23 protein-coding genes are annotated in these 23,846 nt (G+C 69.0%); 17 read left to right on the top strand and 6 right to left on the bottom strand.

Going from position 1 to position 23,846, the window contains the following annotated elements; all coding sequences use genetic code 11:
- The first annotated feature begins 102 nt into the window (after positions 1-102).
- Together ACU5E9_RS10860 and ACU5E9_RS10855 are read left to right on the top strand one after the other, a co-directional pair.
- A complete protein-coding gene (locus tag ACU5E9_RS10860; RefSeq protein ID WP_456809926.1) occupies positions 103-1,602 on the top strand; it encodes a CoA-acylating methylmalonate-semialdehyde dehydrogenase in 1,500 nt (499 codons plus the stop codon).
- 103 nt (positions 1,603-1,705) lie between these two features.
- The gene (locus ACU5E9_RS10855) at positions 1,706-2,116 is read left to right on the top strand and encodes a hypothetical protein (RefSeq protein WP_456809925.1); all 411 of its coding nucleotides are present in this window, start codon (positions 1,706-1,708) and stop codon (positions 2,114-2,116) included.
- 57 nt (positions 2,117-2,173) lie between these two features.
- Here the strand turns inward: ACU5E9_RS10855 and ACU5E9_RS10850 are convergent, their stop codons facing one another.
- Positions 2,174-2,452, bottom strand: a complete 279-nt coding sequence (locus ACU5E9_RS10850; RefSeq protein WP_456809924.1) for a GlsB/YeaQ/YmgE family stress response membrane protein — start codon at positions 2,450-2,452, stop codon at positions 2,174-2,176.
- Positions 2,453-2,593: 141 nt separating this feature from the next.
- Here ACU5E9_RS10850 and ACU5E9_RS10845 point away from each other — a divergent pair, with 141 nt between their 5' ends.
- Positions 2,594-3,256, top strand: coding sequence for a response regulator transcription factor (locus tag ACU5E9_RS10845; protein WP_456809923.1), 663 nt, complete (start codon positions 2,594-2,596; stop codon positions 3,254-3,256).
- A 116-nt stretch (positions 3,257-3,372) separates the two neighbouring features.
- Here ACU5E9_RS10845 and ACU5E9_RS10840 read toward each other — a convergent pair whose 3' ends face one another.
- The gene (locus tag ACU5E9_RS10840; protein ID WP_456809922.1) at positions 3,373-3,804 is read right to left on the bottom strand and encodes a winged helix-turn-helix transcriptional regulator; all 432 of its coding nucleotides are present in this window, start codon (positions 3,802-3,804) and stop codon (positions 3,373-3,375) included.
- A gap of 133 nt (positions 3,805-3,937) precedes the next feature.
- On the opposite strand from ACU5E9_RS10840, the gene ACU5E9_RS10835 reads away from it, so the two are divergent.
- From ACU5E9_RS10835 to ACU5E9_RS10795, 9 genes are all read left to right on the top strand, one after another.
- Positions 3,938-4,804: an oxidoreductase gene (locus ACU5E9_RS10835; protein WP_456813530.1), complete on the top strand. Its 867-nt coding sequence runs from the start codon at positions 3,938-3,940 to the stop codon at positions 4,802-4,804.
- Between the two features lie 94 nt (positions 4,805-4,898).
- Positions 4,899-6,314: an MFS transporter gene (locus ACU5E9_RS10830; protein ID WP_456809921.1), complete on the top strand. Its 1,416-nt coding sequence runs from the start codon at positions 4,899-4,901 to the stop codon at positions 6,312-6,314.
- 46 nt (positions 6,315-6,360) lie between these two features.
- The gene (locus ACU5E9_RS10825; protein ID WP_456809920.1) at positions 6,361-8,211 is read left to right on the top strand and encodes a glycoside hydrolase family 15 protein; all 1,851 of its coding nucleotides are present in this window, start codon (positions 6,361-6,363) and stop codon (positions 8,209-8,211) included.
- Positions 8,212-8,268: 57 nt separating this feature from the next.
- Complete coding sequence (locus ACU5E9_RS10820; protein WP_456809919.1) at positions 8,269-8,937, top strand: hypothetical protein; 669 nt, start codon at positions 8,269-8,271, stop codon at positions 8,935-8,937.
- 176 nt (positions 8,938-9,113) lie between these two features.
- Positions 9,114-10,403, top strand: coding sequence for an ROK family protein (locus ACU5E9_RS10815; protein ID WP_456809918.1), 1,290 nt, complete (start codon positions 9,114-9,116; stop codon positions 10,401-10,403).
- Between the two features lie 82 nt (positions 10,404-10,485).
- Complete coding sequence (locus tag ACU5E9_RS10810; protein WP_456809917.1) at positions 10,486-11,571, top strand: sugar ABC transporter substrate-binding protein; 1,086 nt, start codon at positions 10,486-10,488, stop codon at positions 11,569-11,571.
- A gap of 103 nt (positions 11,572-11,674) precedes the next feature.
- Positions 11,675-12,538 (top strand): ATP-binding cassette domain-containing protein, encoded by an 864-nt coding sequence (locus tag ACU5E9_RS10805; protein WP_456809916.1) that lies wholly within the window; start codon positions 11,675-11,677, stop codon positions 12,536-12,538.
- Positions 12,535-13,839, top strand: a complete 1,305-nt coding sequence (locus ACU5E9_RS10800; protein ID WP_456809915.1) for a sugar ABC transporter permease — start codon at positions 12,535-12,537, stop codon at positions 13,837-13,839. The genes ACU5E9_RS10805 and ACU5E9_RS10800 overlap by 4 nt, the downstream gene beginning before the upstream one ends.
- Before the next feature lie 250 nt (positions 13,840-14,089).
- Complete coding sequence (locus ACU5E9_RS10795; protein ID WP_456809914.1) at positions 14,090-14,860, top strand: hypothetical protein; 771 nt, start codon at positions 14,090-14,092, stop codon at positions 14,858-14,860.
- Between the two features lie 125 nt (positions 14,861-14,985).
- On the opposite strand, the gene cobA is transcribed toward ACU5E9_RS10795, so the two are convergent.
- Positions 14,986-16,080 (bottom strand): uroporphyrinogen-III C-methyltransferase, encoded by a 1,095-nt coding sequence (gene cobA, locus ACU5E9_RS10790; protein ID WP_456809913.1) that lies wholly within the window; start codon positions 16,078-16,080, stop codon positions 14,986-14,988.
- 3 nt (positions 16,081-16,083) lie between these two features.
- Positions 16,084-18,756, bottom strand: coding sequence for a nitrite reductase large subunit NirB (gene nirB, locus ACU5E9_RS10785; RefSeq protein WP_456809912.1), 2,673 nt, complete (start codon positions 18,754-18,756; stop codon positions 16,084-16,086).
- 202 nt (positions 18,757-18,958) lie between these two features.
- Between nirB and nirD the strand changes: the two genes are divergently transcribed.
- Together nirD and ACU5E9_RS10775 are read left to right on the top strand one after the other, a co-directional pair.
- On the top strand, positions 18,959-19,357 hold the full coding sequence (gene nirD / locus ACU5E9_RS10780; RefSeq protein ID WP_456809911.1) for a nitrite reductase small subunit NirD: 399 nt from the start codon (positions 18,959-18,961) through the stop codon (positions 19,355-19,357).
- On the top strand, positions 19,357-20,106 hold the full coding sequence (locus tag ACU5E9_RS10775; protein WP_456813529.1) for a sirohydrochlorin chelatase: 750 nt from the start codon (positions 19,357-19,359) through the stop codon (positions 20,104-20,106). Before nirD ends, ACU5E9_RS10775 begins: the two co-directional genes overlap by 1 nt.
- On the opposite strand, the gene ACU5E9_RS10770 is transcribed toward ACU5E9_RS10775, so the two are convergent.
- Complete coding sequence (locus tag ACU5E9_RS10770; RefSeq protein WP_456809910.1) at positions 20,103-20,657, bottom strand: GNAT family N-acetyltransferase; 555 nt, start codon at positions 20,655-20,657, stop codon at positions 20,103-20,105. The genes ACU5E9_RS10775 and ACU5E9_RS10770 overlap by 4 nt on opposite strands.
- Before the next feature lie 129 nt (positions 20,658-20,786).
- Here ACU5E9_RS10770 and ACU5E9_RS10765 point away from each other — a divergent pair, with 129 nt between their 5' ends.
- Positions 20,787-22,346 (top strand): LicD family protein, encoded by a 1,560-nt coding sequence (locus ACU5E9_RS10765; RefSeq protein WP_456809909.1) that lies wholly within the window; start codon positions 20,787-20,789, stop codon positions 22,344-22,346.
- Entirely contained in the window at positions 22,343-22,639 is a 297-nt protein-coding gene (locus ACU5E9_RS10760) for a hypothetical protein (RefSeq protein WP_456809908.1), read from the top strand. Before ACU5E9_RS10765 ends, ACU5E9_RS10760 begins: the two co-directional genes overlap by 4 nt.
- On the opposite strand, the gene ACU5E9_RS10755 is transcribed toward ACU5E9_RS10760, so the two are convergent.
- Entirely contained in the window at positions 22,636-23,562 is a 927-nt protein-coding gene (locus tag ACU5E9_RS10755) for a LysR family transcriptional regulator (protein WP_456809907.1), read from the bottom strand. The two genes, ACU5E9_RS10760 and ACU5E9_RS10755, sit on opposite strands and share 4 nt — an antisense overlap.
- 133 nt (positions 23,563-23,695) lie before the next feature.
- On the opposite strand from ACU5E9_RS10755, the gene ACU5E9_RS10750 reads away from it, so the two are divergent.
- Complete coding sequence (locus tag ACU5E9_RS10750; protein ID WP_456809906.1) at positions 23,696-23,818, top strand: hypothetical protein; 123 nt, start codon at positions 23,696-23,698, stop codon at positions 23,816-23,818.
- The last annotated feature ends 28 nt before the right edge of the window (positions 23,819-23,846 follow it).

The raw sequence follows: 23,846 nt of genomic DNA, 5'->3' as shown, positions 1-23,846 counted from the left end.
AGCTTGTCGAGACCCCGCGACCCGATCTCGAGAACGTAGACACGGTCGCCAGATCTCGACAAGCTCGATCAACGGCTCTCACCCCCAACAGAATCGACTGACATGACCGACCTTCCCGTCCTCACCCACTGGATCGACGGCGCTCCCGGAACCGGAAGCTCCGCCCGAACCGCCCCCGTCTACAACCCGGCCACCGGCGCAGTGCAGCGCCTGGTGTCCCTGGCCTCCGCCGCCGACGTCGACACCGTTGTCGCCTCGGCCCAGGCCGCCTACCCCGCCTGGCGCGACGCCTCCATCGCCAAACGCCAGGGCGTCATGTTCACCTTCCGCGAGCTGCTCAACGCCCGCAAGGGCGAGCTCGCCGACATCCTCACCAACGAACACGGCAAGGTCACCTCCGACGCCCTCGGCGAGATCGCCCGTGGCCTCGAGGTGGTCGAATTCGCGCTCGGCCTGCCGCACCTGTCCAAGGGCGAGTTCTCCGAGAACGTCTCCACCGGCGTCGACGTGTACACGCTGCGGCAGCCGCTCGGGGTGGTCGGCATCATCAGCCCGTTCAACTTCCCGGCGATGGTGCCGCTGTGGTTCTTCCCCATCGCGATCGCCGCCGGCAACACCGTCGTGCTGAAGCCCAGCGAGAAAGACCCCTCGGCCGCCAACTGGCTCGCCGCCCTGCTCACCGAGGCCGGCCTCCCCGACGGTGTGTTCAACGTCGTGCACGGCGACAAGGAGGCCGTCGACGCCCTGCTGGTCCACCCCGACGTGCAGGCCATCTCCTTCGTCGGCTCCACCCCGATCGCCCGGTACATCTACCAGACCGCCGCGGCGAACGGCAAGCGGGTGCAGGCCCTCGGCGGTGCGAAGAACCACATGCTGGTGTTGCCGGATGCCGACCTCGACCTGGCCGCGGACGCCGCGGTCAACGCCGGCTTCGGTTCGGCGGGGGAGCGGTGCATGGCCATCAGCGTGATCGTGGCCGTTGAGCCCGTCGCCGACGAGCTCGTGGCCAAGATCGCCGAACGGGTCAAGGGCCTCACCGTCGGTGACGGCATGCGCGGCTGCGACATGGGCCCGCTGATCACCGAGGCGCACCGCGACAAGGTCGCCGGGTACATCGACATCGCCCAGGCCGACGGCGCGGATGTCGTGATCGACGGCCGCGGCATCGAGGTGAACGGTGACGCATCCGGTTTCTGGCTCGGCCCGACCCTGTTCGACAAGGTCAGCCTGGACTCCGCCGTCTACCAGGACGAGATCTTCGGCCCGGTGCTCAGCGTGCTGCGGGTGGCCAGCTACACCGATGGCGTCGCCGTCATCAACGCCAGCCGGTACGGCAACGGCACCGCGATCTTCACCAATGACGGCGGGGCCGCCCGCCGCTTCCAGCACGAGGTGCAGGTGGGCATGGTCGGCATCAACGTGCCCATCCCGGTGCCGGTGGCGTACCACTCATTCGGCGGCTGGAAGGACTCCCTGTTCGGCGACGCCAAGGCCTATGGCCCGGCGGGAATCAACTTCTACACCCGGGAGAAGGCCGTCACCGCGCGCTGGCTCGACCCCAGCCACGGCGGCATCAACCTGGGCTTCCCGCAGAACACCTAGCCGGGTACCGACGGGCGTCGATGCGAGCAGGATCGAAGAAGCACGCGCCCCTGGGGCCTCCTACAGTGGGTGCCAGAGACGCAACCAGCGAAAGGAACGAATCATGAGCACATCCTTCAGCAAAGAGGAGAAGGCCGCCATGCGGGCGGCGGCGGCGGAGGCCAAGGCTGCGAAAGCCGGCGCCGACCTGGAGGCGGCATGCCTCGCTGCCATCGCCGAGATGAGCGGCACCGACCAGGAGTTGGCCGAAACTCTGCACCGGCTCGTCAAGGACAACACCGCTCTCGGTGCCAAGACCTGGTACGGCATGCCGGCCTACGCCAACGCCGACGGCAAGGTTGTGGTGTTCTTCCAGAGCGCTGCGAAGTTCAAGGTGCGGTACGCCACCATCGGTTTCCAGCCGGACGCGAACCTCGACGACGGTAATTTCTGGCCCACGTCGTTCGCGGTGAACACGCTCACCGACGCGGATCAGGCACAGCTGGTCGAGCTGCTGAAGAAAGCTGTCTCCTGACGGAAGACCGCAGCCGGCCCCGGTGACCGACCGAACGGCGGTCACCGGGGGAGCCGGCTAGTGCTGAACGCTGCGCCGGCCGCTGACGCGGATGTAGATCAGGAGCACGATGATCGCGCCGATGATGGATCCGATGATTCCGGCCGGCTGGAACAAACCATCCATCGGGTCGTGCTGGAAGATCAGGAAACCGAGGAATCCGCCGACGAAGGACCCGACGATGCCGAGCACGATGGTCATCGGGATGCTGATGTTCTGCCGACCGGGCACGACGAGGCGAGCGACGGCGCCGGCGATGATGCCGACGATGATGAGGCTGATGATGAGACCAAGCATTTTGGTCTCCTTCCTGTTGGGGCTGAGCATTCGAGGTGACCAGCGGTTGCTGGGCGATGAACAGCCAAACACCCTGACGGAGGCGGCGGTACACCCCTAGGGGTGTAACTGCTCGAGCGGTTGTGGCGGTAACGTCCTACTATGTCTCCGTCCCAGCCCGTGACCGTCGCCCTTGTCGATGACTACGACATCGTGCTGAAGGGCCTGGCGCACATGTTCGATCACTATCGGGATCGGGTGCTTGTCGCGGAGATCGATGCGAACATGGGTCTCTCCGACATGACCGACATCGTGCTGTACGACTCCTTCGCCCAGCCCGAATCCGACCTGTCTGAGCTCTCTGCTCTGGTTCGGAACCCCCGGGCCGGTCGCGTCGTCGTATACACCTGGAACTTCCAGCCGGCGCTCATCGATGATGCGCTGGAGCGGGGCGTCAGCGGCTACCTGTCAAAGACTTTGCCGGCGCGAGACCTGGTCGCGGCACTGGAAGCGGTGCACGCGGGCGACATCGTCGTGAGTGATCCACCGCAGCGGTCGGGGAGCGCTCCCGGGCTCGACTGGCCTGGGCGTCACGAGGGGATCACGGATCGCGAGTCCGAGATCCTCGCGCTGATCACGCAGGGCAAGAGCAACGCCGAAGTGGCGGCGCTCACCTACCTCAGTCCCAATACCGTGAAGTCGTACATCCGCAGCGTCTACGGCAAGATCGGCGTCGCCAGCCGAACCCAGGCGGTTCTCTGGGGCGTCGGCCACGGATTCACGCCCGACCACCACCGGATCGAAAGTTGGCTCGGCGGCCCCTGAACGGTAGTCACACCGCTGCGACCAGCTGAGCGAGCCCCGAACGGCCGATCGCTCGCGCTACAGCGGGCGCGGTCGGCCATACGGGGCGCGGTGACGACACCCGCACGCGCCCCTGATCAGCCCGCCTCAGCTCCGCCGTCGTGGGCGACGCGATTGGCGAGAACGTCGTCCATGTGCGTTTCGGCCCAGGATTTGAGGCCCCGGATCATCTGCTGCAGAGAGAGTCCAAGGTCGGTGAGCTCGTACGTGACCGTGACGGGCACCGTTGCCAGGGCCGTGCGGGTCACGAGGCCGTCACGCTCCAGGGCGCGCAGGGTCTGGGTGAGCATCTTCGGGCTGACGCCGGCCAGGGTGCGGGCCAGCTCCGAGTAACGCATCGACCCGGGCTCGCCGACGCAGTCGGGGCCGCTGCCCAGGGCGGTGAGCACCAGTGTCACCCACTTGTCGGAGATCCGGTCGAGCAGTTTCTGGCTGGGACAGACTGCCAGGTACGCGTTGTAGTTCGCCTTCCTTTCCGCTTTCGACTGGGCCGCCGTCATGGTCGCCATTGCTTGCTCCTCTTCCCTGCGGGTGACTAAGGCACTCGAAAGTGCCTACTTCCCAACGGGAAGCTACTTCCCCAGACTGGACCCCTGACGCCACTCGGCGCCACCCCCAAATCTGAGAGGCAACACCATGATGATGCACACTGCGACCCTTCCCGGCGGAACCTGGTCGCTCGGCGACCTCTCCGTCTCCCGTTTCGGTTATGGCGCAATGCAGCTCGCCGGCCCGTGGGTGGTGGGTCCGCCCGCCGATCGCGACGGGGCCCTCGTCGTGCTCCGCGAGGCCGTGGAGCTCGGAATCACCCACATCGACACGAGTGATGCCTACGGCCCGCGCTTCACCAACGAGCTGATCCGTGAAGCCCTGCACCCGTATCCGGAATCGCTGCACATCGTGACCAAGGTCGGAGCGACCCGTGACGCCCAGGGCGGCTGGCCCACGTCCCGGCAGCCAGACCAGCTGCGAGCGCAGGTCGAGGAGAACCTCGCAGTGCTCGGCCTGGACACACTCGATCTCGTCAACCTGCGACTCGGGAACACCGAGGGACCCGTGGCCGGCTCGATCGCCGAGTCGTTCCAAGCGCTTGTCGCGATGCAGGCAGAGGGTCTGATCCGGCACCTTGGCGTCAGCAACGCGACGGTGGATCAGGTCGTTGAGGCCATGGCGATCGCCCCGATCGTGTGCGTGCAGAATATGTACAACCTCGCCTTCCGCCAGGACGATGACCTGATCGACATGCTGCTGGGCAAGGATGTGGCCTACGTACCCTTCTTCCCACTGGGCGGCTTCAGCCCGCTGCAGTCCGAGGCGCTCGCGGCTGTTGCTTCCCGGTTGAACGCGACACCGATGGCGGTGGCCCTGGCCTGGCTGTTGCAGCGCTCGCCCAACATCCTGCTGATCCCCGGGACATCGTCGGTTGCGCACCTGCGCGAGAACCTGCTCGGCGCAGGACTCTCGCTCTCCGCCGACGACGTCGCCGAATTGGACACGATCGGCCGCTGACCCCCACGCCTCTCATCCGAACCGGGTGATGGCGGAGCCCGGCAATCACAGGCAACCTTCAGTACGCGTCTACTGAAGTCACCTGGAGGGCACCATGTCATCGCAAGCCGAGGTGCGGAGCGGGACCACCACGCTGTGGTCGTTGCTGCCCCTCGCGCTGGCGCAGTTCATCTGTTCCTTCGCCGGCTCGAACATGAACGTCATGCTCACTGACATGAGCCAGGACCTCAACACGTCGGTCCAGGGCATCCAGTTGTCGATCACGCTGTTCCTGCTCGTGATGGCGGCCCTGATGATCCCGTTCGGCAAGCTGACGGAGCAGCTGGGGCGGAAGACCTGCTTGGTCCTCGGTTTGGCCGTCTACGGTGTCGGGGCCGTCATCAGTGCCGCGTCGCCCGGCCTCGGCGTGCTTATCCTGGGCAACTCGATTTTGGAAGGGGCCGGCACCGCCCTGCTCATCCCGCCGGTCTACATCCTGGTCACCATGTACTGGACGGGCGTGGCCGAGCGGGCCCGCGCGTTCGGCCTGGTAAGCGCTGCCGGCGGCGTCGGTGCGGCAACGGGGCCCCTGATCGGCGGGTGGATCGCCGCGACCATCAGCTGGCGGGCGGCTTTCATCTTCCAGGCCCTCGTCATCGTGCTCATCCTGATCCTCGCCGTGCGGCTCAAGGACCCGCGCGCCCGGGAACCAGACAAGCCGTTCGACGTCATCGGGGCCCTGCTGTCGGCACTCGGGCTGATCGTGTTCGTGATCGGTATCCTCGCCACGGACAACAACCTGCCCGTGGCGCTCGCGCTGATGGCGGCGGGCATCGGTGTGATCGCGCTGTTCTTCTGGTGGGTGCGGCGGCTGGAGCGCAAGGGGCGTGATCCGCTGCTGTCGACCGCGCTGTTCAAGAACCGGGTCTCCAACCTGGGCCTGATCACCCAGAACTTCCAGTGGCTGCTGCTGATGGGCATTTCGATGCTCGTGGCGAGCTACCTCCAGGTCGTCCGCAATTACAACGCGATAGACACCGGGATCATTTTCAGCGCCGCCACCGCCGGCATCCTGGTGTCGTCTCTGTCCGCGGGCGCACTGGTGCGGCGATTCGCGCAAAGGTCGCTGATCGTGGTCGGCTTCCTGGTCACGGGCATCGGCCTGCTCCTCCTGCTGATCGTGGCGACAGTCCCGGGCGCATGGGCGTTCGCGCCAGGCCTTCTCACCATCGGGCTGGGGATCGGGCTGATGCTGACCCCAAGCGTCAACCTGGTGCAGTCGGCCTTCCCCGAAAAGCAGCAGGGGGAGATCAGCGGACTCTCCCGCAGTGTCTCGAATCTCGGATCGAGCTTCGGGACAGCCATCGTGAGCACCCTCCTCGTGCTGAACGCGGACGCGAATGCGGGCGGATACCTGGCGGCAACGGTGCCCCTGCTGGTCATCGCGGTCGTCGGAATCGTCATCGCGGTCCTCCTGCCGGGGCGCGCGAAGCCCACCACCACCCCGGCTGCTGCCACGACCCAACCATGATCATCACGCCTGCGGGAGCAGTCGTGGAGGAAGAGAGGATCGCACCATGACCGATTACCCCTCGATCGCCGACCACGGCCTGATCGGAGACTTGCAGACCACGGCGTTGGTGTCGACGGACGGCACGATCGACTGGTTCTGCAGCCCGCGGTTCGACTCGCCGAGCATCTTCGCCTCGCTGCTGGATCGCGCGAAGGGTGGGCATTTCAGCGCGCATCCGCAGGACGACGCGTTCGAGACGAAGCAGCTCTACTTCCCCGACACGGCGATCCTGATCACCCGCTTCCTCACTGAGAACGGAGTGGGCGAGGTGATCGACTTCATGCCGGTGACCTCCGACGTCCCCAGCGGCCACCATCGCCTCCTGCGGGCCATGCGCTGCGTGCGGGGAACGATCACGTTCGACGTCGAGATCGCCCCCCGGTTCGACTACGGCCGGCAACCCCACCAGATGACCGTCACCGACGACGGCGCCGCGTTCGTGGCGGGCGACACCACCCTGACGATCCACCTCATCCGTGACCAGGGCGAGGAGCGGCGCGGACGGGTACAGCCGTCGGACGAGGGCGACCTGCGGTTCACGCTGAGCCTGACTGAAGGGGAGATGCGCGGCGTCATCCTCGAAACGGGTGGGGATGCCTCTCCCCTGGCCATGCCCGTGGCCGAGGCCCAGCGACTGTTCGACGACACCTCCCGGTACTGGCAGAACTGGGTGGGTCAGTCGACCTATGTCGGGCGCTGGCGCGAGGAGCTGCAGCGGTCGGCCATCACCCTCAAACTGCTGACCTACGCCCCGACGGGTGGCCTCGTGGCCGCGCCGACCGCGGGTCTTCCGGAACAGATCGGCGGGGAACGCAACTGGGACTACCGCTTCACCTGGGTGCGGGATGCGTCCTTCTCCGTCAACACGCTGGTGCGGATGGGCTTCTCCACCGAGGCCGCCGCGTTCGGCCGGTGGCTTCGCGACCGGGTGGCCGAACCGCTGGGCAGCGACTCCGGCCCGCTGAACATCATGTACCGGATCGACGGCGACCCGAACCTGTCCGAGGAGATCCTCGCGGACTGGGAGGGATACCGCGGCTCGTATCCGGTGCGGGTCGGCAACGGTGCCGCCGAACAGCTCCAGCTCGACATCTACGGGGAGGCGATGGAGGCCGTCTACAACGCCGACCGCGCCGGAATCCAGATCGGCCAGGCCGGCTGGCTGGCCATCAGCCGGTTGCTCGACTGGCTTGCCGACCACTGGGACCAGCCGGAGGAGGGCATCTGGGAGACCCGCGGCGGGCGGAAGGACTTCACCTATGGGCGCCTGATGTGCTGGGTCGCGTTCGACCGCGCCATTCGGCTCGCCACCGCCTACGGCCGGCCGGCGCCGCTGACCCGGTGGATCGCGGAACGCGACGCGATCTACAACCAGATCATGGCGAAGGGGTGGAGCGAGGAGCGTCGCGCCTTCGTCCAGCAATACGGGGAGCCGGTGCTCGACGCCTCCTTGCTGAAGATGCCGCAGGTTGGCTTCATCGCGCCGCAGGATCCGATGTGGACGGACACCATGCGGGCGATCGAGGGGGAACTCGTGTCCGACAGCCTGGTCTACCGGTACGACCCGGAGGCGTCGCCCGACGGGCTGCGGGGGTCGGAGGGCACGTTCTCGCTCTGCAGCTTCCTGTACGTTGACGCGCTCGCGCGAGCCGACCGGCTCCCCGAGGCGCGGTTCACGTTCGAGAAGATGCTGACCTACGCCAACCATCTCGGGCTGTACGCGGAGGAGATCGCACCGACCGGCGAGCAGATCGGCAACTTCCCGCAAGCGTTCACCCACCTGGCGCTCATTGACGCGGCCATCACGTTGAACGAGCGCCTGGACGCTCGGGACGCCCGGGGCCGCCGACGTTGAGCGGCCGGACGCGGTGCCGGCGCACGTGCGAACGAATAACTCGGTAGCGTCACAGGGGTGACTCAGACCTTCGACGTGCCCGCGGATTGGCTTCCCGGCACCGCATCCCGGAAGCCGTTGGTGCTCGTCAACGCGTTTGCATTCGCGAAGTCTTCGACCCCGCCGCCGGATCAATGGTTGTATTTCGCCAAGCTCCGGCCGGTGCCGTGGCGGCTGGTGGCCACGTACGTCGTGATCACCGCGATCTGCCTGTGGGGATTGTTCGGCATGATCGGTGTGGCCGGGTCCGAAATCGGGTACGTCCTCTTCCCGCTCATCGTGCTGGGCGTCGGGGCACTGTTCTTCGGCTGGGCCGCCGTCATGTCCATCGTCTCGTACGGCACGCGCACAGGCTGGCCGCACCTGCATGGGGTGGGCATCGGAGCCTCCGGCATCGCCCTTCGCTTCACCGGTGGTGACGCCGACGTTTCGTGGGAGGCCGTGACGTCGATCGGGGCCGTGTTCACGAACGCGGCGAACCCCAGGAAGGCGCAGATCCCGGTTCTGCGGGTGATGTACGCCGAGACGCACGTCGACCTGAACGCCCAGATCCTGGGCGCCTCCCCGATCTTGATCCTGATTGCGCTCACCTACTTCTGGAAGCACCCCGAGAGCCGCAGCGAGCTCAGCACCAGCGCCGCCCAGAAACGCATGACCGGCTGGCTCGGTCAGGTCGCCCCTCACTAGGGGTGCGCGCGGCCGATGCCGCCCAGGTGCGGGCGTTCCACCACTGACCGGGCAACCGACATCCGCCGACAAGGACATGGTGAGTTTTCCAGGACGCACAGGCCGCAGGGGTCCTTGTAACCTCACTATTTCCTTGTTTGCGGCACGAGCATGGCCCCGGCACTATCGTGTGGGGTGTGAGCAGTCGCCGCAATCCCGGGTCGCAGTCGTCCCTGCGTGAGGCCAATCGCGCGCGCATCGTCGAGGCGATCACGCACCACGGCGCCCTGACCCAGGTGGAACTCGCCGGGGTCACGGGCCTGTCGCCGGCCACGGTGTCCAACATCGTCAAGGAGCAGGCCGCCGCCGGGGTGCTGCAGACCACGCCCACCTCTCGCAGCGGCCGCCGGGCGGTGCGGGTCACCCTCGCCCGCGAGATGGGGCTCGTGGTGGGCCTGCACGTGTCGAACCGGCAACTGCGGCTGGCACTGGCCGACGCCGGCCACCAGGTGCTGGCCGAGCGGATGCTGCCGCTGGCCCGCGACCACCGCGCCGACAGCGAACTCGACCGGGTGATGCTGCTCATCCAGGACATGGCCGAGTCCGTCGGCGCCGGCCTCGACGAAGTCCTCGCGGTGGGGGTGGGCCTGGCCGCGCCGGTGGACCCGCGCTCTGGCATCATCGCCACGCCGGGCCTGATGCGCGGCTGGGACGGGGTGCCGGTGGCCGAGGAACTCGCCGCGCGGCTGCACCGGCCGGTCTTCGTCGACAACGAGGCCAACCTCGGCGCGCTCGCCGAGTACCGCATGGGCGCCGCCCAGGGCATCAGCCAGGCGGCCTACCTGCGAGTGTCGCACGGGGTGGGCGCCGGGCTGATCGTGGACGGCCGGGTCTACCGGGGCGGCAGCGGCAAGGCCGGCGAGATCGGTCACCTCACCCTCGACGAACAGGGGCAGGTGTGCCGGTGCGGCAACCGAGGCTGCCTGGAGACCCTGGTGGGGTCGGCGGCGCTCGCCGCGAAGTTCCCCGGCAGCCACGCCGACGTCAAGCTGCGCGACATCCTGCTGCGCGCCGAGGCCGGGGAGGCCAGGGCGCTCCGGGTGATCGCCGACGCCGGCCGGCACCTGGGCATCGCCCTCGCCGGGCTGAGCAACCTGGTCGACCCGCACCGCATCGTGGTGGGCGGCGAGCTCGCCGAAGCCGGCGAGCTGCTGCTCAGCCCGCTCCGGCATGCCCTCGAGCGCTCCACCCTCGCCACGGCATCCGGGGTGCCCGACGTGGTCAAGGGCGAACTGGGCGAGCGGGCCGAGGTGCTCGGTGCGGTGCTCTTCGCCATCGACCGGGCCGAGATCGCCGGCGGCCGGCCGGATGTGGCCGCGCGCGCGCCGATGGCCGCCCCCGCCCCCGACATCCTGCCCGGAATCACCTCCTTCGCTCCTCAGGAAACCCTCGAAACCACAGCTGAACGGGGCGGCCTGGCCTCTTGAGTTCAAGCCTTGACGGCATTTGGGACCGGGGCCATGCTCATTACACCGCCAACGAGGGTGGTCACAGTAGGAGGCATACATCATGAGCAAACCCAGGAAGAGGTTCGCGCTCCTGGCAATTGCATTACTCGCGACAACGGGCACCCTTGCTGCCTGTTCCCCGTCCGGCTCCGACGCCGGCAGCACCGACGGAGGAGGCTCCGCAGACGCCATCAAGATCGGCCTGCTCCTCCCCGAATCCAAGACGGCCCGGTACGAGAAATTCGACCGCCCCCTGTTCGAAGACAAGCTGACCTCGCTCGGCGACTACGACATCATCTACGCCAACGCCGACCAGGATGCCGCCAAGCAGCAGCAGCAGGCCGAATCCGCGCTCACCGAGGGTGTTGAGGTGCTTGTGCTCGACCCCGTCGACGGGGCCGCAGCGGCCAGCATCGCCGAGGCCGCCGCCGCTCAGGATGTGCCGGTGATCTCCTACGACCGCTTGATCAAGAGCGACAAGGTGGACTACTACATCTCGTTCGACAACGAACAGGTCGGAGTCCTGCAGGGAACCGCACTCGTCGACAAGCTCAAGGCCGACAGCACGACCACGGGCCTGATCATGATCAACGGTTCGCCCACCGACGCCAACGCCGCCGACTTCAAGAAGGGTGCGCTCTCGGTGATCGAACCGAGCGGCATCCCGATTCTGGCCAGCTACGACACGCCTGACTGGAGCCCGGACAAGGCCCAGGAATGGGCGGCCGGCCAGGTCACCCAGTTCGGCGCCGACATCTCCGGCGTGTACGCGGCCAACGACGGCACCGCCGGTGGCGCCATCGCCGCCATGAAGGCGGCAGGCACCGACCCGTGGCCCCCGGTCACCGGGCAGGACGCGGAACTCGCGGCCATCCAGCGCATCGTCGCCGGTGACCAGTACATGACCGTCTACAAGGCCATCAAGCTGGAGGCTGAGAAGGCGGCGGAGGTCGCCGACCAGCTCGCCCAGGGCGAGACGCCGGAACCCGACACCACCTTCCAGGACGTCCCGTCGACCCTGCTCACCCCCGTGGTGGTCACCATCGACAACATCCAGGAAACCGTGATCGATGACGGCTTCTGGACGGTCGACGAGATCTGCACGGCCGACTACGCCGAGGCGTGCACCGCCGCCGGGCTGCAGTAGCCGCCACCGCCACAACAACTGAACAGCCACACAACGGCCGGCCGGGACACCGCTACCCACGATTGCGGGTCCCGGCCCGCTCTACCCAGCAGGAGGAATCACAATGACTGTGCTTTCCACCCCCGAGACCCGCACCGGCGAACTGGTGATGTCTCTTCGCGGGATCGACAAGAACTTCGGCGCCGTGCAGGCGCTCACCGACATCGACCTCGACATCTACAGCGGCGAAGTGGTTGCGCTGGTCGGCGACAACGGTGCCGGCAAGTCCACCCTGGTCAAGATCCTCGCCGGGGTGCACCCGCAGGACGGCGGCACGATCACGTCGGGCGACAAGCGGGTCGCGATCAACAACCCGGCCGACTCCAACAACCTCGGCATCGCCACCGTCTATCAGGACCTCGCGCTCTGCGACAACCTCGACGTGGTCGCCAACCTGTTCCTCGGCCACGAACTCGGCCGTGGCACCATCAACGAAGTCGAGATGGAGAAACGCTCCTGGAGCCTGCTCCGCCAGCTCTCCGCCCGCATCCCGTCGGTGCGCATCCCGGTCGCCTCGCTCTCCGGCGGGCAACGCCAGACCGTGGCGATCGCCCGCTCCCTGATCGGCGAGCCGCGCATCGTGATCCTCGACGAACCCACCGCCGCCCTCGGCGTCGCCCAGACCGCCGAGGTGTTGAACCTCATCGAGCGGCTGCGTGAGCGCGGTCTCGGCGTGGTGCTGATCAGCCACAACATGGCGGATGTGCAGGCCGTCGCCGACCGCATCGTGGTGCTGCGGCTCGGACGCAACAACGGTGAGTTCAAGGTGGCCGACGTCACCTACGAAGACATCATCGCGGCGATCACCGGGGCCAGCGACAACGCCGTCACCCGGCGCGCCCAGGCCCGGTCGGATGCGGCGGACGTCGCCGCTACCGCCGCCACCGGCACCAGCCCAACCGCATCCCCCGAGGAGGAACGGCCATGACGACCCCGACTTCGACCCCGCCGCAGCCCGCCGCCGAGGGTTCGCCGCCGCCCACCGAGACCGTGCGCCTCGCCGCCGTCGCCGCCGACCTGCAGGACGAACGGCTGATCCAGCCGCACGGCCTCGGCGGCACGGTGCGGGCGTTCGGCAAGCGGGTGCGCTCCGGCGACATCGGCTCCCTGCCCGTCGTGATCGGCCTGATCGTGATCTGGGTGGCGTTCTCCCTGCTCAACCCCAACTTCCTCTCCAGCACCAACCTCGTCAACCTCACCCTGCAGTGCGCGGCCGTCGGCACCATCTCGATCGGTATCGTGCTCGTGCTGCTGCTGGGCGAGATCGACCTGTCGGTCGGCTCGGTCAGCGGCCTGGCCGCCGCCATCCTCGCCGTCAGCTTCGTGAACCTGGGCTGGCCGCTGCCGGTGTCGCTGCTCGCGGCCCTGCTCGCCGGCGTGGCCGTGGGGCTGCTCTACGGCTTCCTCTATACCCGGTTCGGGGTTCCAAGCTTCGTGATCACCCTCGCCGGACTGCTCGGATTCCTCGGCCTGCAACTGTATGTGCTCGGCTCGACCGGGTCGATCAACATCCCGTTCGACTCCTGGATCGTGCAGTTCGCCCAGCAGTGGTTCCTACCCGACTGGCTGTCCTACCTGCTCGTGGTGCTCACGGTGCTCGCCTACGCGGCGCAGCTGTTCATCACCGCGAACCGTCGAAGTGCCGCCGGGCTGTCGGCCGTCTCGCCCACAGCGATCATCGTTCGCAGCGTCTTCCTGCTGCTGGTGCTGGGTGTGCCCGCCTGGTACCTCAACCTCACCCGCGGCGTCGGCGCCATGTTCCTCCTGTTCCTCATCCTCGTGGTGGTGATGAACTTCTTTCTCACCCGCACCCGGTGGGGCCGGTCGGTGTACGCGGTCGGCGGCAACGTCGAGGCGGCCCGGCGGTCGGGCATCAACGTCACCCGCATCTACGTCACCGTGTTCGTGCTCTGCTCCACCTTCGCGGCGCTCGGCGGCATCCTCGCCGCCGGCCGGCTGGCGGCGGCCAACCAGGGCTCGGGCGGTGGCGATACCAACCTCAACGCCATCGCCGCGGCGGTGATCGGCGGCGCCAGCCTCTTCGGCGGACGCGGCAGCGCCTTCTCCGCCCTGCTGGGCATCCTGGTGATCCAGTCGATCTCCAGCGGCCTCACCCTGCTCAACCTGGACTCGTCAATCCGGTACATGATCACCGGCGCGGTGCTGCTGCTGGCGGTCATCGTCGACTCCCTGTCGCGTCGCACCCGGGTATCGCACGGTAGAGCCTGACCGCCTCCCGCCCGGGGCCGGGCGGAGGCGGCCAGCGAGTTGCTGCACAGTTCCCCTTGGAGTGCCTCCAAGGGGACTTATGCCGGCGGTCGCGATCTCAGCATCCACCGACGTGCCGCAAAGCGCCCCCAAAGCGGCCGTGAAGGGGACTTTTGCCAGCAGTCGCGGTCACCTGCCACGGGCACTCGGTAGAGTCGGGCGTGCACGGGGGTCGTGCGGGCGCCGCACAGGCGCCGGATGTGGGGGAATCATGCGTCACTCGAAACCAGCCCTGGTCAGATCAGCCCTGGTCCGATCGGTGGCCTGCCTGCTCGGTGCGGCACTCGTGCTGACGGGGTGCACGGCGTCGCCGCCGGATGCCGGTGCCACCGAAAGCGCCGAGAGCGTGAACACAGCGGACTGGCCTGCTGTCGAGCTCAACACCGTCGGTCCGGTCGAGAAAATGATCGACGTGCCCGAGGGCGCAGCGTCATTCCGGGTGAGCTTCGCATGCGTGGGCGGCAATTTCAGCCTTACCGTCGGCGGGGCCATGCAGAATGACCGCCGCGGCGGCTGCCAGGGCACCCGTACCTACCTGCTCCCGGTGTCCAAGTCCACCCTGATGCAGCTGTACATCTTTGTGCCAGACGACTCGCACTTCGTCCTGACCGGCGAGTTCACCACCGACGTCTTCACCCCCGATCCGCAGATCACCGACCAGTGCGAGCAACTCTCCGACTTCACGTCCCGATACCTGAATGCCGAGCAGGGATTCAGTCGCGGCGACGTGACCGCCGCCGAGTGGCGCACCGAGATGGATGGGGCGGTGGAGGTGATCACCGAGTTGCAGAAGACGGCGACCGGCCTGATCGGCCTTGAGGTCCCCGCCCTCGTCGAGGGTATCTCCGCGCCCGTCGTCGTGCCCGGCTACTTCCTCGAGCAGCGAGAGGCGACCGCGATGGATGTCGCGGGCACCATCGTGTCCGACGTGTGCAGCGACAACGGCTCCGGCATGACGATCATGGCCAAGTACGGCGGCTGACCGGTGGGGTGCACAACTCCTGCAGAATTCCGTCGCGGCGGCTGACTTCCGCGGAATTCCGGCAGCTGCCCCACGTCGTTCGGACGTATTGCAGGAGTTATGCCATGGACGGGTGCGGAGGCCGGCTAACCGGCCATCTCGGCAGCCTCACGCAGGAGGCCAGCCGCTTCGGCGTCGCCGTGCGTGGCCAGGGCCACCACTGCGCCGATGACCACGACGGCGGGGGAGCGCACCCCGGCCGTGGTCGCGAGCGCGGCGATGGTGTCGAGCCGACCGAAGGTGGAGCGCTGGTCGTGCGCGAAGCCGCGCTCCACGATGGCGACGGGCATGTCGGCGCGCATGCCGAGCCGGCCGAGGCCGGCAATCATCTGCAGCATGGTGCCGATGCCCATCAGCACCACGATGGTCCCGTCCAGGCCGATGAGGTGGGTCAGTTCCAGGTCGGAGATCGGCGCATGGCCGGAGATCACCGTGAACGACCGGCTCACCTCGCGGTGGGTCACCGGGATGCCCGCGGCGCCGGGCACGGCGATCGCGCTCGTCACTCCCGAGATCACGGTCACCGGCACCCCGGCGGCCCGGCAGGCGATGACCTCTTCGCCGCCGCGGCCGAAGACGAACGGGTCGCCGCCCTTGAGGCGCACGACGGTGCGGCCGGCGAGGGCCGACGCCACCAGCATCCGCTCTGAGTCGCGCTGCGGGATCGCGTGGTGCCCCGGTGCCTTGCCCACGTCCACGAGCTCAGCGCCCGGGGCCCACTCGGCGAGCTTGTCGGTGGGCCCGAGCCGGTCGTAGTAGACGATATCGGCCTGGTTCAGGGCCGCGAGGGCGCCCACCGTGAGGAGTTTCTCCAGGCCGGGTCCGCCGCCGACGAGGGTGACCGAGCCGACCGGGGCCGTCGACGCGGCGGTCTCCCGGCTCAGCCAGGTGCGGTGCCGGTTGCACGCCGCGGCGATGACCGCGTCGGTGGCCGGGGAGGTCTGAACGACGGCAACCAGGTCGACCGCGGCGATGAGCGCGTCCCACGCACCGAGGGACCGGGGATACGCGGGGGTCAGCACCCCGGGCAGCGGATACAGGTCCGGCGCCATCGGGTCAGGACCGGTCACGTGATAGACGGTCGCCCCAGAGGCCCGGTAGCGCGCGAGAACGCGCCGGGCCGGCCGGGCGCCGCCCACGACGAGCACCCGTTTCCCCGCGTAGTCGAGGCCGAGGGACACGGGCTACTCCGCGCCCGTCGCCGAGGAGACCGGGATGTCGATGCCATCCCGGCGAACCGGGATGGTCAGCCCGGCCAGGCGCACCGGGCCGGCGGCGCTGGTGCCGTCGCGCTCTTCCGGGCGGGCCGGCCGCGGCTGGCCGCGTTCGATCACCTGGAGCAGCGACGGGTCGGGGGTGTCGGCGTTCACGAACGGCCGGAACCGGCGGAGGCGCTCAGGGTCGGCGAGGGTCGCCGCCCACTCGTCCTCGAAGACGTCCACGTGGCTGGCCATGGCCGCTTCGAGGTCGGCGGCGATGCCGAGCGAGTCGTTCACGACCACGTCGCGCACGTGGTCGATGCCGCCCTCGAGGTCTTCCTGCCAGCGGGCGGTGCGCTGCAGCCGGTCGGCGGTGCGGATGTAGTACATCAGGTAGCGGTCGATGTACTTCACCAGGGTGTCGGCGTCGAGGTCCTGGGCGAGCAGCACGGCGTGGGCCGGCTGGAAGCCGCCGTTGCCGCCGACGTAGAGGTTCCAGCCGAGTTCGGTGGCGATGACGCCGATGTCCTTCGACCGGGCCTCGGCGCACTCGCGGGCACAGCCGGAGACGCCGAGCTTGAACTTGTGCGGCGACCGCAGCCCGCGGTACCGGTTCTCCAACTCGATGGCCATGGCCGCGGAGTCCTGAACGCCGAACCGGCACCAGGCCGAGCCGACGCAGGACTTCGAGGTGCGCAGGCTCTTGCCATAGGCCTGGCCGGATTCGAAGCCGGCGTCCACGAGCACCCGCCAGATGGCGGGCAGCTGGTCGAGCCGGGCACCGAAGAGCGCGATCCGCTGGCCGCCGGTGATCTTGGTATAGAGGTTGAACTCCGCCGCGACCTGCCCGATCACGATGAGCTTCTCCGGGGTGATCTCCCCACCGGGGATACGCGGCACCACCGAGTAGCTGCCGTCCTTCTGCATGTTCGCCAGGGCCCGGTCGTTGGTGTCCTGCAGGCCGCCACGGCCGGCATCCAGGATGTAGCTGGAGGACAGTGACGCCAGGATCGACGCGATGGTCGGCTTGCAGACGTCGCAGCCGAGGCCGGTACCGAAGCGATCCATGATCTGGTCGAACGAGGTGAGCTGCAGGATGCGCACCGATTCGAACAGTTCGCTGCGGCTGATCGGGATGTGCTCGCACAGGGCGTGCGACACGGCGATGCCGGCCTTGGTGAGCTCGGTTTCGAGCACCTTCTTGAGCAGCGGCACGCAGGAACCGCACTGGGTGCCGGCCCGGGTGCAGGCCTTCAGCTCGCCGAGGTCGGTGACGGGGTCACCGTGGTCGCCGTGGATGGCGGCCCGGACGGTGCCGAACGAGACGTTGTTGCAGGAGCAGAGCTGGGCGTCGTCGGGCATGTCCGAGCTGGACGGCAGCTCGGCGCCGGAGGCGGACAGGTACGCGCCGGGCTCGGCGGGGAGTGAACGGCCGAGCAGCGGGCGGAGCGACAGGTACGGCGACGCGTCGCCGACGAAGATGCCGCCGAGGAGGGTCTTCGCGTCGCTGGAGACCACGACCTTTTGGTACAGGCCGCGGGCCGGGTCGGCGTAGACGACCTCGAGGGCGCTCTCGCTCGCGCCGAAGGCGTCACCGAAGCTGGCGACCTCCACGCCGGAGAGCTTGAGCTTGGTGGCGTCGTCGATGCCGGGGAACAGGGCCTGGCCGCCGTTCAGCCGGTCGGCGACGACCTCGGCCATGGCGTTGGCCGGGGCGACAAGTCCGATGCAGCGGCCGTCGACGCTGGCGACCTCGCCGATCGCCCAGATGCCGGGCACTGAGCTCGAACAGTCGTCGCCGATCACGATGCCGCCGCGCGGGCCGATCTCCAGGCCCGCGGCGCGGGCGAGTTCGTCGCGGGCACGGATGCCGATGGACCAGACGATGAGGTCGGCGTTCAGCTGGCGGCCGTCGTCGAGGGTCAGGCCGAGCACCTGGCCGGTCTCGGCGACGAGGATCTCGGTGGGGCGGTGGCCGAGTTCGAGGCGGATGCCCTGCTGGTCGATGAGGCGGCCGAGGGCCATGCCGGCGCCCTGGTCGAGCTGGGTGGGCATCAGCCAGGTGGCGCCGTCCACGATGGTGGTGTTCGCGCCGAGGCGCTGCACACCGCCGGCGGCTTCGAGGCCGAGCAGCCCGCCGCCGATCACGGTGACGTTCGCGGGCCGGCCGAACTTGGCCTTCAGCCGGGCCGTCTCGGCGACGAGGAAGTCGACGTCTTCGATGGTGCGGTACACGACACCCTTGTCGCCGCCGGGCACCGGCGGCACGAACGCCGAGGAGCCGGTGGCGAAGACCAGGTCGTCGTAGGACAGGACGTCACCGGTGTCCAGGGTGACCGTGCGGGTGGCGGGATCCACGGCGGTGACGCGGCTGCCGCCGCGGTAGTGCACGGTGTCCGACTGCCAGAACACCGGGTCGCCCAGGGTGAGGTCTTCCGGACCGGCCAGGCGGTGCGACAGGGAGACCCTGTCGTAGGGCAGGTGCACTTCCTCGCCGATGACGGTGATGTCCACCGGGCGGGCGGTGTCGCCGGCGGCCTCGGCGCGGGCGACCATGGCCTCGGCGAACCTGTGCGCGGCAGGCCCGCCCCCGATCACGATGACCCGGCGGGTGCCGTTCGTTTCGTTCGTTGTCGGCACGGAGGGGTTCAGTGTCATCGCGGCACCTTTCGAGAAGATCAAGCCGCGTAAATGCCGCCGGCGTAACCCGCCGTCGCGCTGCCACATGGCGTCTCTCAAGTACCTCACACCCGCGCGCGGCGAATGAGGGTCGAAGGTCCCACAGCCTCCTCCTCCCGCGTGGGTAATCTGAAGGGGCGCCGAACGCATTCACTGGCCCGGCGCCGGAATCGAGGACATCATGCTGGCCGCTGACGAGACAACCATCACACGACCCGTCGACGCCACAGCGGTGTGGGCGGATGTCTGCGAGCTTGCCCAGCTGGAACCGCTCTGGGCCGAAGCCGCCATCGTCGACGGCGAACAGCTCGCGATCGTCCTGATGCCCAGCGGCACCGTCTACGCGGTCTCCAACCGGGACCCGGCGACGGGATCCTTCGTGATGTGCCGCGGCATCGTCGGATCGCGCGGCGACCGCGACACGCTGGCCTCTCCGCTGCACAAGCAGGTGTACGATCTGGCCACCGGGGAATGCTTCAGCTCCGCCGACCTCACCCTGCCCACCTTCGAGACCCGGATCGAATCCGGCTCCGTGCAGGTGCGGCTCGCACCGGAGGCCACGCCCACCCACGCAGCGTGATGAGCGCCGCCCCGGCACGCCGCCAACCGCTGCTTCTCCTCGCCTCCCACGGCTCCCGCGACCCGGTTGCCCAGCGGGCCGTGCTCGCACTCGTCGACGCCGTGACCCGGGCGCTGGCCGGCATCAGCCCGACCACTCCCGTCGTGGCCGGTTTCGTCGACGTGCAGCAGCCGGATGTGCCGGCCTGCCTCGCCCCGGCCGAACCCGGCCGCGCCGCCGTGATCGTGCCGCTGCTGGTCTCGGCCGGGTATCACGTGCGCTTCGACCTTGCGAACGCCGTGGCGGATGCCCGGCCGCGACCGGTCACGGTCACCGCCGCGCTCGGCCCCGACACGCGGCTGACCGGGATCCTCGCCGACCGCCTGGCCGCGCTCGGCCTCGTCGGCACGGACCGGGTGATCCTCGCCGCTGCCGGGTCGAGCGACGCGAACGCCGTGGCCGACTGCCGCACCGCGGGCGAACAGCTCGCCGCCGTGCTGGGCGTGCCCGTCACCGTCGCCTTCATCGCCGCCGCGACCCCGAGCCTGACGGATGCCGTGTCCGCCGCCCGGGCCGAATCCCCGGCGGCACGCGTCGTCGTCGCCAGCTACCTCCTCGCGCCCGGCACCTTCGCCCGCTGGTCGCAGGACGCGGGCGCCGACATCCTCAGCCCGACCCTCCTGGTCGATGGTGACGAGCCTCCCGCCGCCCTCGTGGACGTGGTGCTGGACCGCTATCTGAGCGCCGTGCGGGACGACGCCGGGGCCTAGACCTCGAGGCCGTCGCGGATGATCGTCTGCCCGGCCGGCCAGTCGGCGAACGACGCGGTCACCGGCAGCACCAGCGCCGGCCCGGTGTACGTCTCCGGCCGCAGCTCGGTGTTGATCATGCGGGTGACCTGGCCCTCCGCCTGCCGCCAGCCGCCGGTGGAGTAGAACCCCACCACCGCCGGGGCGCAAGTGAGGAACCCGAAGGGCAGGTTCAGCAGCCGCAGCGACGCGGTGGCCTCCGCCAACAGCCGGCCGCCGAGCCCGCTGCCCTGGTAGTCCGGATCGACGCCGACCAGGCCGACATCGCCGACCAGCACCGACCCGCCGGACTCGACACGCAGCATCCGCCGGATGAAGCCGAGATGGGCCACCGGACGACCCTGGTGGGAGCCGATCACCCGCGCCTCCGGCCGGGCACCCATCCAACTGCGCGCACCCGTGAAGGTGACCGCGTCGCGCGGGTAGTACCGCGCGAACAGGGCGGCCAGGGCGGTGTGGTCCTGCTCCGACAGGTCGGCTTCCCAGCGCAGCGTCCACTCGATCTCAGGCATCCGGCCAGCCTAACGGCGGCCAGGGCGTGCATAGCAGCAGGTGGTGACGCTAGGGTGGCTGGTTGAAAGCTGGCGCGGCAACATTGGGTGAACTTCACTCGGCTCCAACACGCCAGACGAGCACCAACGATGAAGCTCCACCTCGCACAGGCCCTCCTCGACGTCGACGCTGACGTCGACGTCACCCGTGCCCTGGAGCTCCGCGTCGCCGACCGGCGGGTCGCGACGCTCAGTCCCGATCCGGCCCGTGAGCCGAGCCCCGGCCAGGACAACCCCGGCGCCACCGCGCCCGTGCGGTACCGGCTGCCGCCGGCCTTCGGCGCCACCCTGGCCGGCACCGGGGAACTGACGCTGCACTACTCGGACACCGGCGTCCTGATCGATCGCACCCCGGTGGCCGCCGACGTGGAACCGGATAAGGGGGAGCTGCGCTTCGTGGACGGCTACGGCAACCCGGTGGTGCTCAACAAGTGGGGACACCGTTCCATCACCTTCGCGGACGCCTCGCCGGCGATGGTCACGGGCCTCCTCCGGCACACCCGCCAGGTGATCGCGCAGATCACCGAGTTCGGCCTCAAGCCCTGGCTGATGGGCGGGACCCTGCTCGGCGCGGTGCGCACCGGCGAGCTGCTTCCGCACGACGACGACGCCGACCTCGGCTACGTCAGCGAGCACACCAACCCGGTGGATGCCGCGCTCGAGAGCTTCGCGCTGCAACGCTTCCTGGAGTCCATCGGCCACACGGTCATCCGGTACAGCGGCACCCAGCTGCAGATCCTGTTCGAGGCCGGCGACGGCGCCGGCTTCCACGTCGACATCTTCGGCGGGTTCTACCGTGACGACATGTTCATGCAACCGTTCCACGTGCGTGCAGCGCTGCCGCCCGCGATCTTCGCCGAACTGCGGCCGATCACGCTCGCCGGGTGGGAGTTCCCGGCACCGAACCCGCCGGAGCCCTGGCTCGAGGCGAACTACGGCCCGGGCTGGCGCGTGCCCGACACCGGACACCGGTTCATCACCCCGGCCTCCGCCGCGGACCGGTTCATCAACTGGTTCGGCAACCTCAACCAGCGCCTGGACTTCTGGGACGAGTACTACGCCGCGCAAGACGACCGGCCCGGCCGGCCATCCGCGCTCGCTACCGCGCTCCTCGCGGGCGCCCCGGACGACGCCACCATCTTCGAGCTCGGCCACGGCGGCGGCGAGGATCTCGCGCACCTGGCCGGACGCGGTCACCGGGTGGTCGGCATCGACTTCTCGCGTTCGGCCGCGGTCGCCGCGCGCGACCGGCTGGGCTCCGCCCATCCCGCCGTCGAACTCCTCCGCCTCGACCTCGGCGACCGCCGCCAGACGCTCGCGCTGGCCCGGCGGGAGGTGCACGCGGCGTCACCGGTGCGCATCCTGGCAGCGAACCTGCTGCACGTCCTCACCATCGAGGCCCGACCGGGCGTGCTCACCCTGGTGCGCCACCTCCTCGGCGCCGACGGCGAGTGGCACGTGAGCTTCCCCACCGAGCTGGCCGACCGGTTCAGCGTCGACGACCCCACCACCTGGCACCTCACCGTGGACCAGTTCCGCGACCTGGTCGCCACCGAACCCGACCTGCGGATCGCGTCGATCCAGGTTGACCCGTTTGCGGACCGGCACCCCGCCTCCGCCATCGTCGTAAGAACAGGATCCCCGCTGTGAATGTGAAGACCCTCGCCGCCACTCTCCTCCGGCGGCTGGCCCCGGAGACCATGCGCTCCCTGGAAGACCTGGCCACCCTCCGCAGGGAGGGCGAGACCCTGCCCGGCCTGGTAGCCAGGGCTGACCGGCTCGAGGCCCGCGTCGTCGAACTGGCCGAGGCGGTACACACCATGCAGTACGCGGTCAACGAACTGCGTCAGGATTCCCTGCGCATCGCCGAGCTGGCCGACCTCGTGGTGACCGGTGTCACTGAACCCGCAGCCCAAGCCGAAGCCCAAGCCCAGCCCCGCTAACCCGCAGCGGCCGCGTGCTCGGCCTGCACCTGGGTGGCCCGGGTGCGCAGGGCCTCCACCACGGTGCGCACCGCCAGGCGTTCGGCTCGGTCGGGGCGCATCAGCGCCACGATCTGCCGCTCGGAGTCCAGCCCGCGCAGGGGCTTCAGCACCATCCGGCCCGGCTGGTCGCCGCTGGAGGTATACCGGGGGACCAGGGCGATGCCCAGCCCGGCCATCACGAACGACTCGATCAGCCGCATGTCTGCGAAGTGCTGCGTCACCCGGGCGCGGCCGCCGGTCTGCAGCTCGATGTCATGCAGGATGCGTTCGAACGGGTAGCCGACCGGCACGCCGATCCAGGTTTCCCCGATCACGTCGCCGGCGCCCAGCGACGCCCGGCCGGCCAGCCGGTGGTCGGCGGGCAGCCCCACATCGAGCGGCTCCGTCATCAGCGGCACCGAGGTGAGGCCGCGCCCACCCCAGGTGTGCTGGCCGCGCATGCTGTGGGCGAGCACGATGTCGTACTCGGAGGTGAGCGCCGGAAAGTCGCTGAGCTCCGGGTCCATATCGGTGCAGTGCACCGCGAGGCCGGCGTGGTCGGCGAGATCCTGCAGCGCCCCCGGCAGCAACATCTGCCCGGCGGTGGGGAAGGTCACCAGGCTGACGTCGCCGGTGGCCCGGTTGCGGAAGGTGTCCCAGACCGCGGTGGCGCGCTCCAGGGCGACCGCGAGATCGGTGGCGCTGGCGGCCAGGGCGCGGCCGGCATCCGTGAGCACGAGCCCGCGGCCGCTGCGTTCGGTGAGCGGCAGGCCGGCCTCGCGCTCGAGTACTTTGAGCTGCTGCGAGACCGCCGACGGAGTGCGGTGGGTTGCGCGGGCGACGGCCGTCACGCTGCCGCGTTCGGCCAGTTCGCGGAGCAATTCGAGGCGCTGCACATCCATGAAGCCAGCCTACATAGTCCTTGCTAAACAATGTGATTGTGCTGAAAGGTTGTTGGTGGTCTGATGAAGAGGTCGGTTACCGGGCGCTCGCCCGACGTGACACGGCCATCCACTTCCTTCGAAAGGCACGACCGTGTTCGTTTTCATGCTCCTCATCTCCCTTGTCGCCGCTGGCTCCATCGCCGGCACCGTTATCGCCGTGGGCAAGGACGGCTACGGCCGCGTGCCCGAGCGCAAGTTCGTTCGCAGCTTCTAATCCGCCCCGTCCCGCCTGCCCGGCACCG

The sequence above is a fragment of the Cryobacterium sp. AP23 genome, assembly GCF_054075385.1.
Note: the sequence above shows the minus strand (reverse complement) of the source record. Positions and strands in the feature narration are given on the sequence as shown.

Bases quoted from the DNA above. Each gene is read 5' to 3' on its own strand.
- ACU5E9_RS10860 (WP_456809926.1), top strand. From the start codon at position 103: ATGACCGACCTTCCCGTCCTCACCCACTGGATCGACGGCGCTCCCGGA.
- ACU5E9_RS10855 (WP_456809925.1), top strand. From the start codon at position 1,706: ATGAGCACATCCTTCAGCAAAGAGGAGAAGGCCGCCATGCGGGCGGCG.
- ACU5E9_RS10850 (WP_456809924.1), bottom strand. From the start codon at position 2,452: ATGCTTGGTCTCATCATCAGCCTCATCATCGTCGGCATCATCGCCGGC.
- ACU5E9_RS10845 (WP_456809923.1), top strand. From the start codon at position 2,594: ATGTCTCCGTCCCAGCCCGTGACCGTCGCCCTTGTCGATGACTACGAC.
- ACU5E9_RS10840 (WP_456809922.1), bottom strand. From the start codon at position 3,804: ATGGCGACCATGACGGCGGCCCAGTCGAAAGCGGAAAGGAAGGCGAAC.
- ACU5E9_RS10835 (WP_456813530.1), top strand. From the start codon at position 3,938: ATGCACACTGCGACCCTTCCCGGCGGAACCTGGTCGCTCGGCGACCTC.
- ACU5E9_RS10830 (WP_456809921.1), top strand. From the start codon at position 4,899: ATGTCATCGCAAGCCGAGGTGCGGAGCGGGACCACCACGCTGTGGTCG.
- ACU5E9_RS10825 (WP_456809920.1), top strand. From the start codon at position 6,361: ATGACCGATTACCCCTCGATCGCCGACCACGGCCTGATCGGAGACTTG.
- ACU5E9_RS10810 (WP_456809917.1), top strand. From the start codon at position 10,486: ATGAGCAAACCCAGGAAGAGGTTCGCGCTCCTGGCAATTGCATTACTC.
- ACU5E9_RS10805 (WP_456809916.1), top strand. From the start codon at position 11,675: ATGACTGTGCTTTCCACCCCCGAGACCCGCACCGGCGAACTGGTGATG.
- ACU5E9_RS10800 (WP_456809915.1), top strand. From the start codon at position 12,535: ATGACGACCCCGACTTCGACCCCGCCGCAGCCCGCCGCCGAGGGTTCG.
- ACU5E9_RS10795 (WP_456809914.1), top strand. From the start codon at position 14,090: ATGCGTCACTCGAAACCAGCCCTGGTCAGATCAGCCCTGGTCCGATCG.
- nirB (WP_456809912.1), bottom strand. From the start codon at position 18,756: ATGACACTGAACCCCTCCGTGCCGACAACGAACGAAACGAACGGCACC.
- nirD (WP_456809911.1), top strand. From the start codon at position 18,959: ATGCTGGCCGCTGACGAGACAACCATCACACGACCCGTCGACGCCACA.
- ACU5E9_RS10775 (WP_456813529.1), top strand. From the start codon at position 19,357: ATGAGCGCCGCCCCGGCACGCCGCCAACCGCTGCTTCTCCTCGCCTCC.
- ACU5E9_RS10770 (WP_456809910.1), bottom strand. From the start codon at position 20,657: ATGCCTGAGATCGAGTGGACGCTGCGCTGGGAAGCCGACCTGTCGGAG.
- ACU5E9_RS10765 (WP_456809909.1), top strand. From the start codon at position 20,787: ATGAAGCTCCACCTCGCACAGGCCCTCCTCGACGTCGACGCTGACGTC.
- ACU5E9_RS10755 (WP_456809907.1), bottom strand. From the start codon at position 23,562: ATGGATGTGCAGCGCCTCGAATTGCTCCGCGAACTGGCCGAACGCGGC.